Here is a 12,517-nt window from a genome sequence, read left to right as displayed (position 1 = left end):
CAGCTCATCAGCGCCAGCTCCGGCGTGCTGGAGGTGATCGTCGCCGACGGCACCTGGTACACGCCGTCGGTGCGCGCCGCCTGGGTGCCCGGCGCGACGGTCCATCACTGGCAGGTGCACGGCGCCACCGCCGTGCGCCTGGTCGGCGTCCCCGCGGCGGTCGTGCCGCCGGTCGAGCACGTCCCGTCGCTGGTGCCGGTGTCGCCGCTGTTCCGCGAGCTGATGATCGCCTGCTCCCGCAACGGGCCGGCCACCACCCCGGCCGCCCGCCGGCTGCTGCGCGTCCTCGTCGACCAGGTCCGGCCGGCGCCGGAGCCGCCGACGATGCTGCCGGTGCTGCGCGCTTCGCCGTCTGGCGCCACCGGCTCCGGCTGCACCGCGCCGTCCTCATGTTCGCCTGCGGCGACACCGTCACCTACGTGGCCGTCGCCTGCGGCTACTCGTCCGCCAGTGCCTTCACCACCGCGTTCGGGCGTACCCCGGGATCGCTGTGCCGCTAGGTGGTCTCGATACAGTGCCGCCAACCGACGACAAGGGGTGGGCATGATCCGCAAGGTACTCGTGGCCAATCGCGGCGAGATCGCGATCCGTGCGTTCCGTGCCGCGTACGAGCTGGGCGTTCGCACCGTCGCGGTGTTCCCGCACGAGGACCGCAACTCGCTGCACCGGCTGAAGGCCGACGAGGCGTACGAGATCGGCGAGCCGGGGCACCCGGTCAGGGCGTACCTGTCGGTGAGCGAGATCGTGCGGGCGGCGACGGAGTCCGGCGCCGACGCGGTGTACCCGGGCTACGGGTTCCTCTCCGAGAACGCCGGCCTGGCGCAGGCGTGCGCCGACGCGGGCATCACGTTCATCGGCCCGCCGGCCGAGCTGCTCCGGCTGACGGGCAACAAGGCGCACGCCGTGGCGGCGGCCCGCGAGGCGGGCGTCCCGGTGCTGCGGTCGTCAGCGCCGTCGCCGGATCGCGAGGAGCTGCTGGCGGCCGCCGACGAGATCGGCTTCCCGGTGTTCGTCAAGGCGGTCGCGGGCGGCGGCGGCCGGGGCATGCGCCAGGTGAACGACGCCGCGCAGCTGCCCGAGGCGCTCGACACCGCGGCCCGCGAGGCCGAGGCGGCCTTCGGCGACCCCACGCTCTTCCTCGAGCAGGCCGTGGTGAGCCCGCGGCACATCGAGGTGCAGATCCTCGCCGACGGTCTGGGCGACGTCATCCACCTGTTCGAGCGCGACTGCTCGGTGCAGCGGCGGCACCAGAAGGTGGTCGAGCTGGCGCCCGCGCCGAACCTCGACCCCGCCGTGCGCGACCGCATCTGCGCCGACGCCGTACGGTTCGCCCGGCACATCGGCTACCGCAACGCCGGGACCGTCGAGTTCCTGCTCGACCCCGCGGGCCGGCACGTGTTCATCGAGATGAACCCGCGCATCCAGGTCGAGCACACGGTGACGGAGGAGGTCACCGACGTCGACCTCGTGCAGGCGCAGTTCCGCATCGCCGCGGGGGAGCGGCTGGCCGAGCTCGGACTCGCCCAGGACACCATCACGGTGCGTGGCGCGGCGCTGCAGTGCCGCATCACGACGGAGGACCCGTCCGACGGCTTCCAGCCCGACACCGGCACCATCAGCGCGTACCGCTCGCCGGGCGGCTCGGGGATCCGGCTCGACGGCGGCACCACCCACGCCGGCAGCGAGATCAGCCCGCACTTCGACTCGATGCTGGTGAAGCTGACCTGCCGGGGCCGCGACTTCGACGCCGCCGCGGCCCGGGCCCGCCGGGCGCTAGCCGAGTTCCGCATCCGCGGCGTCCGCACCAACATCCCGTTCCTGCAGGCCGTGCTCGACGATCCCGACTTCCGGGCCGGCGGGGTCACGACGTCGTTCATCGACGAGCACCCGCACCTGCTGGCCGGCCGGGTCTCGGCCGACCGCGGCACCCGGCTGCTCAGCTACCTCGCCGACGTCACCGTGAACCGGCCGCACGGCGAGCCGCCGCTCGCCGCCGAGCCCGCGCTGAAGCTGCCGCCGGTGCCGGCCGGGCCGCCGCCGGCCGGCTCCAAGCAGCGGCTCGACGAGCTGGGGCCGGACGGCTTCGCCGCCTGGCTGCGCTCGTCGCCGTCGCTGCAGGTCACCGACACCACGTTCCGCGACGCACACCAGTCGCTGCTGGCCACCCGGGTCCGCACGAAGGACCTCGTCGCGGCCGCGCCGGTGGTCGCGCACACGGTGCCCGAGCTGCTCTCGCTGGAGTGCTGGGGCGGCGCCACCTACGACGTCGCGCTGCGGTTCCTCGCCGAGGACCCGTGGGAGCGGCTGGCGGCGCTGCGCCGGGCGGTGCCGAACATCTGCCTGCAGATGCTGCTGCGCGGCCGCAACACCGTCGGCTACACGCCGTACCCCGTCGACGTCACGACGGCGTTCGTGCAGGAGGCCGCCGCCACCGGGGTGGACATCTTCCGCATCTTCGACGCGCTCAACAACGTCGAGCCGATGCGCCCGGCCATCGACGCGGTCCGCGAGACCGGGACGGCGGTCGCCGAGGTCGCGATGTGCTACACGGCCGACCTCAGCGACCCCGGCGAGACGCAGTACACGCTCGACTACTACCTGCGGCTGGCCGAGCAGATCGTCGCCGCGGGCGCGCACGTGCTGGCGATCAAGGACATGGCCGGGCTGCTGCGCCCGCCCGCCGCCGCGCGGCTGGTCACGGCCCTGCGCCGCGAGTTCGAGCTGCCGGTGCACCTGCACACCCACGACACCGCCGGCGGTCAGCTGGCCACGTACCTCGCCGCCGCCGAGGCCGGGGTCGACGCCGTCGACGGCGCCGTCGCGTCCATGGCCGGCACGACGTCGCAGCCCTCGCTGTCGGCCATCGTCGCCGCCGCCGAGGCCTCCGACCGTCCGACGGAGCTCGACCTGCGCGCCGTCGGCGACCTCGAGCCGTACTGGCAGGGCGTCCGCACACTGTACGCGCCGTTCGAGTCCGGGCTGGGCGCGCCCACGGGCCGCGTCTACCGCCACGAGATCCCCGGCGGTCAGCTGTCCAACCTGCGCACCCAGGCGGTCGCGCTCGGGCTGGGCGACCGGTTCGAGGAGATCGAGGACCTGTACGCCGCCGCCGACCGCATCCTCGGCCGCCTGGTCAAGGTGACGCCGTCGTCGAAGGTGGTCGGCGACCTCGCGCTGCACCTCGTCGGCGCCGGGGTGTCGCCCGAGGACTTCGCCGCCTCGCCCGACGCGTACGACATCCCCGACTCCGTCATCCGGTTCCTGCACGGCGAGCTCGGCGACCCGCCCGGCGGCTGGCCCGAGCCGTTCCGTACCAAGGCGCTGGCCGGCCGCCCGTACACCCCCGTCGCCGCCGACCTGTCCGACGACGACCGCGCCGGGCTGGCCACCGACCGGCGCGAGACCCTGAACCGGCTGCTGTTCCCCGGGCCGGCCGGCGAGCAGCAGGCGCACCGCGAGGCCTACGGCGACACCAGCGTGCTGTCGACCCGCGAGTTCTTCTACGGCCTGCGCGCCAACCAGGAGTACCCCGTCGACCTCGAGCCCGGGGTGCGGCTGCTGATCGAGCTGCAGGCCATCGGCGAGGCCGACGAGCGCGGCGTGCGCACCGTCATGGCGACGCTCAACGGCCAGCTCCGGCCGCTGCAGATCCGCGACCGCTCGATCGTCTCGGACCACACGCCCGCCGAGAAGGCCGACCCGGCGAACCCGCGCCACGTCGCGGCCCCGTTCGCCGGCGTCGTCACCCTCACCGTCGCCGAGGGCGACGCCGTCGAGGCCGGCGGCACCGTCGCCACCATCGAGGCGATGAAGATGGAGGCGGCCATCACCGCGGGCCAGGCCGGCACCGTGCGCCGGCTCGCCGTCAGCGCCGTCCGGCGGGTCGAGGCGGGTGACCTCATCCTGGAGCTGGGGTGAGCGGTCAGCCGGTCTCGTCGAGCAGGGCGAGGACGGCGCGCTCGACGCGCTCGCGGTCCTTCTCGTCGGCCGGCACGCCGGCCGTCGCGTCGCCCGCGCCGAGGCGCCGCAGGGTGGGCGCGATAGTGACGCCCTGCTCGAACGCCTCGACCACGGCGGGGTCGATGTAGGCGGAGCGGGCGACCGCCGGGGTGTTGCCGAGGTACTCGGCGACCTCCCGGATCGCCCGGGTCTCGACGCGGCGGCGGGCGGTCCGGCTCAGCGAGGCGGGGTCGTCGGACGCCGTGGCCAGGGCGACCGCGGCCAGCACGGTGCCGTGCCAGGTGCGGAAGTCCTTGGCGCTGGAGTCGTCGCCGCAGAGCTCGTGCAGGTAGTCGTTGATGTCGGACGAGCGGACCTCGTGCCAGGCCCGGCCCTCGTAGTACGCGAGCAGCGTCTGTTCCGGTTCGCGGCGGCGCATGAGGGCCCGCACGACCGCGACGACCTCGTCGTCGGCGACCGCCTGAACCCGTTCCTGCCCGGACTTCGCCGGGTACTCGAACACGACCGGCCCGCCGCGGGCCACGCTGACGTGCGAGCGGAGCACCGTCGCCAGGCCGTGCGAGCCGTTCTCCTGTGCGTAGGCCTCACCGCCGATGCGGAAGAACCCGATGTCGAGCAGCCGGGCCGCGGCGGCGAGGACCCGGCGCCGGTTCAGGCCGCGGGTGGCGAGGTCGGCGGTGATGTGGGCGCGCGCCTTCGGCAGGGCCCGGCCGAACTCGCGGACGCGGGCGAACTTCTCCCGGTCGCGCTGCTCGCGCCAGGCGTCGTGGTACAGGTACTGCCGCCGGCCGGCGTCGTCGGTGCCGACGGCCTGCAGGTGGCCGTGCGGCCACGGGCAGATGCGGACGTCGGTCCAGGCCGGCGGGATGACAAGGGCCCGGATGCGGGCCAGCGTCTCCGCGTCGCGCAGCCGCTCGCCGCCGGCGTCGACGTAGCCGAAACCCCGGCCGCGGCGGCGCCGCAGGATCGCGGGCCCGGCCGGATCCCATCGTCGCAGCCGCACCGCCACCCCCTTCCGCGCAGACCGTCCGTACCCGGTTCGGGCCGTTCGCACGCGTCGTTACCCGGCCGCGGGCCCGGGGTACGGGCCGAGGGACCGAGGAACGACGACCCGAGAGGAGCACCGATGACCACGGCCACGAAGTCGGTCGACGTGCACTGCCCGATCACGACCGCCTACAACCAGTGGACCCAGTTCGAGGAGTTCCCGAAGTTCATGGACGGCGTCGAGACGGTCAGGCAGCTCGACGACCGGCACCTGCACTGGACGGTGCGGATCGCCGGCGTGCAGCGAGAGTTCGACGCCGAGATCACCGAGCAGCACCCCGACGAGCGCATCGCGTGGCGCTCCACCGGCGGCGTCGACCAAGCCGGCGTCGTGACGTTTCACAAGCTGGACGCCGAGAACACGCGGGTGACGCTGCAGCTGGAGATGGAGCCCGAGGGCCTGGCGGAGAAGGCCGGCGAGAAGACCGGCCTGGTCGCGATGGCCGCCGAGCGCGACATGGCGAACTTCAAGGAGTTCATCGAGGCGCGCGGCCTGGCCTCCGGCGCCTGGCGCGGCGACGTCCCGCGCGACGGCTGACGTCACGGCGCGCCGTTTGGCCGGCGCCGTATCGGGTAACCCGGTGTGGGGCCGGCCGGAGCACTCTGGCCGGCCTCACCATGTGGCCGGGCCGGCAGGGTAGGGAGGACACATGGCACAGACAGTTGCGGCCCGGCTGCTGGAGCGGCTGCGGGAGTGGGGGGTCGAACAGGTCTTCGGCTACCCGGGCGACGGCATCAACGGGATCGTCGCGGCGTTCGAGGCGGCGGGCGACGAGCCGAGGTTCGTGCAGTCGCGGCACGAGGAGATGGCGGCGTTCGAGGCGGTCGGGTACGCGAAGTTCAGCGGCCGGCCCGGCGTCTGCGTCGCGACGTCCGGGCCCGGGGCGATTCACCTGCTCAACGGCCTGTACGACGCCAAGCTGGACCACGTGCCGGTGGTCGCGATCGTCGGGCAGACGGCGCGCGCGGCGATGGGCGGGCACTATCAGCAGGAGATCGATCTGCAGACGTTGTTCAAGGACGTCGCGAGCGACTACCTGACCGAGGTGAACGTGCCGGAGCAGCTGCCGAACGCCGTCGACCGGGCCATGCGCACGGCCGTGGCACGGCGGGCGCCGACCGCCGTGATCGTCCCGGCGGACGTCCAGGAGCTCGACTACAGCGCGCCGGAGCACGTGTTCCGGCAGGTGCCGTCCGGGCCGCCGGACGCGCCGTCGTCGGTCGTCCTGCCGGCGCAGGAGCAGCTGGAGGCCGCGGCCGCCGTCGTCAACGCGGGGGAGCGGGTCGCGATCCTGGTCGGCCAGGGGGCCCGGGGCGCGGCCGGCGAGGTGATGCAGCTGGCCGAGGCGACCGGCGCCGGGGTGGCGAAGGCGCTGCTCGGCAAGGACGTGCTCTCCGACGACCTGCCGTACGTGACGGGGTCGATCGGGCTGCTCGGCACCCGGGCCAGCTACGAACTGATGCGCGACTGCGACACCTTGGTGATCGTCGGGTCCAGCTTCCCGTACAGCCAGTTCCTGCCCCCGTTCGGCCAGGCCCGCGCGGTGCAGATCGACCTGGACGGTTCGATGCTCGGGATGCGGTACCCGACGGAGGTCAACCTCGCCGGCGACGCCGGCGCGACCCTGCGGGCGCTGCTGCCGTTGCTGCGTCCGGCGCCGGACCGGTCGTGGCGCGCGCGGGTCGAGGAGAGCGTGGCGGACTGGTGGGCGACGGTCGAGCGGCAGGCGATGGTCGCCGCCCACCCCGTCAACCCGATGCGGGTGGTGCACGAGCTGTCGCTGCGCATCCCCGACGACGCCATCGTCACCGCCGACTCCGGGTCGTCGACGAACTGGTACGCGCGGCTGCTGCGGATGCACGGGTCGATGCGCGGCTCGTTGTCGGGCACGCTGGCGACGATGGGCGCGGGCGTGCCGTACGCCGTCGGCGCCAAGTTCGCCCACCCCGACCGCCCGGTCGTCGCGCTCGTCGGCGACGGCGCGATGCAGATGAACGGGCTGGCCGAGCTGATCACCGTCGCCCGGTACCAGGACCGCTGGTACGACCGGCGGCTCGTGGTGTGCGTGTTCCACAACAACGATCTCAACCAGGTGACGTGGGAGCTGCGGGCGCTGGGCGGCGCGCCGAAGTTCGAGGAGTCGCAGACCCTGCCCGACGTCGACTACGCGGCGGCCGCGCGCGTGTTCGGCCTCGGCGGGATCGCCGTCGACGACCCGGACGAGCTGGGTGACGCGTGGGACCGGGCGCTGGCGGCGGACGGCCCGGTCGTGCTGGACGTGCGGTGCGACCCTGAGGTGCCGCCGATCCCGCCGCACGCGACCTTCGAGCAGCTGAAGGAGACGACGGAGGCCCTGCTCAAGGGCGACCCCAACGCCTGGCGCGTCCTCGTCCAGGGTGTGAAGACCAAGGCGCAGGAGTTCGTCCCCGGACGCTAGCGCTGGTCGCGGCCGGCCGAGATCAGGCGCCGGACGCGGCCGGTGAGCTCGACCTCGTACGGAAGACGCCGCAGCTGGTCAGCGGTGACCACGACGCCGCGGCCGCGGGCCAGCTCGGCGAGCCACTCCCAGGGGTGGTCCTCGCCGGTGTCGTCCTCGTCGGGAAGCACGACGTTCAAGACGTCCTGCGTGAGCGATTCCTCCGTCCACGACGACCAGATCGGGGACGGGGAGTTCCAGCCGGCCGTGAACCCGAGGCCGCCGCGGAGCACGACCCGCCGCGCTCCCTCGAGCTCGACGAACTCGCTCACCGCGAAGCTCACGGTGCGGCCGTCGTCCGAGGTCTCGTGCAGGTCGCAGGTGGCGCCGAGGGCGACCGGCCGGTGCGTCATCGGGACTCCAAGGTGGACGAGAGCTCCATTCTGCTGGCCGGGCGCCGAACCACGACAGCCGGTGTCGTGATTTGGTAGAACGTCCGTGTGCGCGCCGACCGGTTGGTGTCGCTGGTGCTGCTGCTGCGCCAGCGTGGCCGGCTGTCCGCGGCCACGCTGGCCCGCGAGCTCGAGGTGTCCACGCGCACCGTCCTGCGCGACATCGAGGCGCTGTCGGCGGCCGGGGTGCCGGTGTACGCCGAACGTGGCCGGCACGGCGGCTTCGCGTTGCTGCCAGGGTTCCGGACCGAGCTCACCGGCCTCAACCACGACGAGGCACTTGCGCTGCTGGTCGCCGGGCTGGGGCGGGGCGAGCAGGTGTTCGGGCTCGGCTCGGCGCTGGCGTCGGCCATGCGCAAGGTGGTCGACGCACTGCCGGAGGGGTCTCAGGCGACGGCGAGCGACGCGGCCCGGCGGATGCTGATCGAGCCGGAGACCGACCTGCTGGCCCGCCGGACCGCCGTCGAGGAGGTGCCCGGCGACGTGGCCGCCGTGGTCCGGCGCGCGGTGTTCGCCGGGCACAAGCTGCGCCTGCACTACGCGGCGGCGGGCCGGCCGCCGTCCTGGCGGACGGTGGACCCGATCGGGCTGGTCACCGTCCGCGACCGGGGGTATCTGCTGGCCACGAGGTCGGGGGAGGACCGCACCTACCGGTTGTCGCGCGTGCTGGCGGCCGAGGAGCTGCCCGAACCGGCCGAGCGCCCGGCCCACGTCGACCTCGACCGGATCTGGCGCGACCGCGGCACCCGCTTCCGCGCCGGCCCCGACCAGGTCGTCGTCCAGCTGCGGGTGCGGCCGTCGCGGCGAGAAGAGCTGGTGGCGACCGCGCTGGCCGTCCTGGCCGAGGAGACCGTCCCGGCGGAGGAGGCCGTCCCGGCCGAGGACGCCGACGCCAGCGGCTGGCTGCGGATGGAGGTGACGTTCCAGGACGCGCGGCACGCCGAGTGGGCGCTGTGGCAGCTCGCGACGGACGCCGAGGCGCTCGCGCCGCCATCCCTGCGCACCGCGCTGCGCCACCGCGCCCACGCTCTCGCTGCCCGTTACGGCGGGTCGTCCTGAGCGCACAGCGATGCGCGATCGTGCCCTCGCGCTGCGCGACCGTGCCCTCGCGCTGCGCGACCGTGCCCTCGCGCTGGCCACCGCCGGCTACGGCGCGTCGCCCTGAGTGCACCGGGTTGCGCGACCGCGCCCTCGTGCTCGTCGCCCGTTACGGCGGGTCGCCCTGAGCGCACAGCGATACGCGATCGTGCCGTCGCGCTGGCCACCGCCGGCCATCATCGAGGCGTTCAACGCCTCCGGCGTCCCGGTGACCGAGCTGATCATCGCCGGTGGCTACGGCGCGTCGCCCTGAGCGCACAGCGATACGCGATCTCGCCGTCGCGTTCGCGGCCCGTTGCAGTGGGCCGCCTTGCGCGACCGCGACCTCATGCTGGCCGCGGGCCGTTACAGCGGGTCGCCCTGAGCGCACCGGGTTGCGCGACCGCGCCCTCGTGCTCGTCGCCCGTTACGGCGGGTCGCCCTGAGCGGGCAGCGTCATGGTGCCGACGACGGAGAGCAGCCGGAGCTTGTCGTAGCTCTCGCTCCCCGGGACGGCGGTGTAGACGAGCAGGCGGTGCGACTGGTCCGGGTCGAGCAGGGTCTGGCAGGTCAGCTCCAGCAGGCCGACCTCGGGGTGGACGAAGCGCTTGACCTCGCTCGGGCGCACGCCGATCTCGTGCTCGTCCCAGAGCGCCCGGAACTCGTCGCTGCGGGCGAGCAACCGCTCAGCGAGCTGCGCCGCCCTGGACTCAGGGCCGCGCAGCGTCACGATGCCGCGCAAGCCGGAGGCGAACGCCCGCGAGAGCTGCTCGTGGTCGCCGGTGGCGTACAGGTCGCGGGCGGCGGGATCGGTGAACCAGCGGTAGCCGAGGCTGCGGGCCGGCCCGGTGTACCGGGTGGCGTCGCCGGTGAGCGCGACGCCGAGGGGCGTCTGGCGCAGGGTCTCGGCCAGCTCGGTGATGATCTCTGCGGGAGTGTCGGCCAGGCGGTCGAGGGTGCGCAACAGGCCGGGACTGATGTGCTCGCTGGCCGGCCCGCGGACCGGCGGCTGGTGCCCGGCGAGCCGGAACAGGTGGTCGCGCTCGTCGAGCGAGAGGTGCAGGCCCTGCGCGATGGAGGCGATCAGCTGCTCGGACGGGTGCGGGCCGCGCTCGCGTTCGAGCCGGGCGTAGTAGTCAGCCGACAGATGGCAGAGGGCCGCCACCTCTTCGCGCCGCAGCCCGCTGGTGCGGCGGCGCCGACCCCGCGGGAGGCCGACGTCCTCGGGCTGCAGCGCCTCGCGGCGGTTGCGGAGGAACGCCGCCAGCCCGGCGCGATCGATCAGCATGCGCCCTTTCTACCGTCCGCGCGACGCGGTAACCACGGATCGTCAGGCCGTGGCTGCGATCGCGGCGGGCTCGCAGCATGAAGGGGACACCCACGAGGCGCACGCCCACGACGGGAACGCCCCACAGCGGCCGGCCCACAGCGGCCGCCCGACGTGGGCCGCCCGACGAAGGAGACCCACTCATGGCCCGCACCATCGACCTCGCGATCCCCGACCAGACCGGCAGGCTCGCCGTCGTCACCGGCGCGAGCGACGGCATCGGCCTGGTCATCGCGACGCGGCTCGCCGGCGCCGGCGCGGAGGTGATCATGCCGGTGCGCGACGCGGCGAAGGGGGAGCGGGCCGTCGGTCGCCTCCGCGACCAGGTGCCGGGCGCGAAGGTCAGCACCCGGCCCCTCGACCTGTCAACACTGGACTCGGTGGCGGCAATAGTTGACCATCTCGTCGGGGAGGGCCGCCCGATCAACATGTTGATCAATAATGCCGGTGTCATGACGCCACCCAGCCGGCAGGTCACGGCGGACGGGTTCGAGCTGCAGTTCGGCACCAACCACATCGGGCACTTCGCGCTGACGCTGGGATTGCTGCCGTTGCTGCGGCAGGGCCGGGCACGGGTCACGCACCAGACCAGCGTCGCCGCCCGCAGCGGCGCGATCAACTGGAACGACCTCGGCTGGGAGCGCGGTTACGACGCGCGCAGGGCCTACGCCCAGTCGAAGATCGCCGTCGGCCTGTTCGCTCGCGAGCTGGACCGGCGCAGCGCGGCCGCGGGCTGGGGCATCAGCAGCAACCTGGCCCATCCCGGGGTCTCGCCGACGAATCTGCTCGCCGCGCAGCCCGGCATGGGGCGGCGGCGCGACACCACGTCGGTCCGGCTGATCCGGGTGTTGTCGCGACTCGGCCTGACCGGCACCGTCGAGAGCGCGGCGGTGCCGGCGCTGCTGGCTGCGACCGGCCCCGGCACGCGGGGGAGAGAGTTCTACGGCCCGCGGGGACGCGGCGGCCTCGGCGGCGCGCCCGCCCGGCAGGAGTTGTGGTCGCCGTTGCGCGACGCGGCCGACGCCCGGCGGTTGTGGGAGGTGTCCGAGGCGCTGGTCGGGGCGCCATTCCCCGCCTGAGCCGCCGGAGGTCCGCGCCCGGCCGGCTGCGTAGAGTTCTGCGTCATGGGCGACGACGTGGGACGACGTGAGGATGGTGCGGAGTCGCGGGCGCTGGAACGGGTGTCCGACGCGGACCGGGAGCGGGCCGCCGAGTTCGTCCGCACGGCCCTCGGCGACGGCCGCATCGGGCTCGACGAGATCGACGAGCGGCTCGGCGCGGTCCTGGGCGCACGCACCCGCGGTGACCTCGCGGCGGCGCTGGTGCACCTCCCCGGCGCCGACGCCGTCCTGGCCGCGGCCGAGCCCGTCCCGGCGACGCGGCGCGCCGGCGAGCCCGTCACGATCACCGGCACGCACGCCCGCATGCAGCGCTCCGGCCGGTGGGAGGTGCCGGCCCACCTCGTCGTCACGCTGGTGCACTCGTCGCTGGTGCTCGACCTGACCGAGGCGGACCTGCCTGGGCCGCTGCTGCGGGTCGACGCCGACCTCACGCACAGCCGGCTCCGGCTGATCGTCCCGGACGACATCCGGGTCGAGGCCACCGACCTGGACGAGCACGGCTCGAAGGTACGTTTCGAACCGGCCCGGAACGATACCCCGCCGCGCGCCGTCGTCCGGGTGACCGGCCGGCTGCAGTGGAGCAAGGTCTCCGCCGCCGCGCCTGGACGGGGCCGGCGCCGCCTGTTGCGCAGGGCCGACCGTCGGCCCTGACGCCCGCCGGTCAGAGCACGGCGGCCAGCTTGTTAAGCGTCTGCTCCAGCCCGAGCCGCGACAGCCGCACAGTGCCGGCCGTCCCGTAGCCGCGCTCGGTGACCGTCAGCTCCGTCCCGCCGGCCGACGGGGTCAGCGTCAGCTCGTGCGGCACGCCGCCGGTGGGGATGTCGGCGGGCAGCCCGAGCGACGACGGCGGCACCGGCCGGCCGGACGCGTCGCAGAAGCGCAAGACATACTCGAGCCGGTGCGGCCGCTCGACCAGCCCGTACGTCCACGTGTTGTACAGCTCGGCGCCGTCGGGCGAGCGCATGGCCACCAGCGAGACGCCGCCCGGGCGGACGTCCATGCGCGCGACCGGCGCGGTGAAGCCGTCCGGACCCCACCAGCGCATCACCAGGGCGGACTCGGTCAGCGCGGCCCACACCCGCGGCGGCGGGGCGTCGTACGCACGGGTCACGGTGA

Annotated in this window: 11 protein-coding genes; 6 read left to right on the top strand and 5 right to left on the bottom strand. The window is 74.2% G+C overall.

Going from position 1 to position 12,517, the window contains the following annotated elements; genetic code table 11:
• Positions 1 to 104 precede the first annotated feature (104 nt).
• Positions 105 to 377, bottom strand: coding sequence for a hypothetical protein (locus tag BLU82_RS34170; RefSeq protein WP_157740945.1), 273 nt, complete (start codon positions 375 to 377; stop codon positions 105 to 107).
• Positions 378 to 543: 166 nt separating this feature from the next.
• On the opposite strand from BLU82_RS34170, the gene BLU82_RS14140 reads away from it, so the two are divergent.
• Entirely contained in the window at positions 544 to 3,918 is a 3,375-nt protein-coding gene (locus BLU82_RS14140) for a pyruvate carboxylase (RefSeq protein ID WP_092625821.1), read from the top strand.
• 4 nt (positions 3,919 to 3,922) lie between these two features.
• Here BLU82_RS14140 and BLU82_RS14135 read toward each other — a convergent pair whose 3' ends face one another.
• Positions 3,923 to 4,963 (bottom strand): DNA topoisomerase IB, encoded by a 1,041-nt coding sequence (locus tag BLU82_RS14135; protein WP_092625819.1) that lies wholly within the window; start codon positions 4,961 to 4,963, stop codon positions 3,923 to 3,925.
• Positions 4,964 to 5,086: 123 nt separating this feature from the next.
• Between BLU82_RS14135 and BLU82_RS14130 the strand changes: the two genes are divergently transcribed.
• Both BLU82_RS14130 and BLU82_RS14125 read left to right on the top strand, forming a co-directional pair.
• The gene (locus tag BLU82_RS14130) at positions 5,087 to 5,545 is read left to right on the top strand and encodes an SRPBCC family protein (RefSeq protein WP_092621364.1); all 459 of its coding nucleotides are present in this window, start codon (positions 5,087 to 5,089) and stop codon (positions 5,543 to 5,545) included.
• 112 nt (positions 5,546 to 5,657) lie between these two features.
• Positions 5,658 to 7,445, top strand: a complete 1,788-nt coding sequence (locus BLU82_RS14125; protein WP_092621361.1) for a thiamine pyrophosphate-requiring protein — start codon at positions 5,658 to 5,660, stop codon at positions 7,443 to 7,445.
• Here BLU82_RS14125 and BLU82_RS14120 read toward each other — a convergent pair.
• Positions 7,442 to 7,837, bottom strand: coding sequence for a hypothetical protein (locus BLU82_RS14120; RefSeq protein ID WP_092621358.1), 396 nt, complete (start codon positions 7,835 to 7,837; stop codon positions 7,442 to 7,444). The genes BLU82_RS14125 and BLU82_RS14120 overlap by 4 nt on opposite strands.
• A gap of 87 nt (positions 7,838 to 7,924) precedes the next feature.
• On the opposite strand from BLU82_RS14120, the gene BLU82_RS14115 reads away from it, so the two are divergent.
• Entirely contained in the window at positions 7,925 to 8,935 is a 1,011-nt protein-coding gene (locus BLU82_RS14115) for a YafY family protein (RefSeq protein ID WP_092621355.1), read from the top strand.
• Positions 8,936 to 9,380: 445 nt separating this feature from the next.
• On the opposite strand, the gene BLU82_RS14110 is transcribed toward BLU82_RS14115, so the two are convergent.
• On the bottom strand, positions 9,381 to 10,241 hold the full coding sequence (locus BLU82_RS14110) for a helix-turn-helix transcriptional regulator (RefSeq protein WP_172885609.1): 861 nt from the start codon (positions 10,239 to 10,241) through the stop codon (positions 9,381 to 9,383).
• Between the two features lie 182 nt (positions 10,242 to 10,423).
• Here BLU82_RS14110 and BLU82_RS14105 point away from each other — a divergent pair, with 182 nt between their 5' ends.
• Both BLU82_RS14105 and BLU82_RS14100 read left to right on the top strand, forming a co-directional pair.
• The gene (locus BLU82_RS14105; RefSeq protein WP_092621352.1) at positions 10,424 to 11,359 is read left to right on the top strand and encodes an SDR family oxidoreductase; all 936 of its coding nucleotides are present in this window, start codon (positions 10,424 to 10,426) and stop codon (positions 11,357 to 11,359) included.
• A gap of 45 nt (positions 11,360 to 11,404) precedes the next feature.
• Positions 11,405 to 12,052: a DUF1707 domain-containing protein gene (locus tag BLU82_RS14100; protein WP_092621349.1), complete on the top strand. Its 648-nt coding sequence runs from the start codon at positions 11,405 to 11,407 to the stop codon at positions 12,050 to 12,052.
• A gap of 10 nt (positions 12,053 to 12,062) precedes the next feature.
• Here BLU82_RS14100 and BLU82_RS14095 read toward each other — a convergent pair whose 3' ends face one another.
• Positions 12,063 to 12,512, bottom strand: coding sequence for an SRPBCC domain-containing protein (locus BLU82_RS14095; protein WP_157740943.1), 450 nt, complete (start codon positions 12,510 to 12,512; stop codon positions 12,063 to 12,065).
• Positions 12,513 to 12,517 lie beyond the last annotated feature (5 nt).

Origin of the sequence: Jiangella sp. DSM 45060, from assembly GCF_900105175.1 — a bacterium.
Taxonomy (GTDB): domain Bacteria; phylum Actinomycetota; class Actinomycetes; order Jiangellales; family Jiangellaceae; genus Jiangella.
This window is presented reverse-complemented; position numbering and strand designations above follow the sequence as displayed.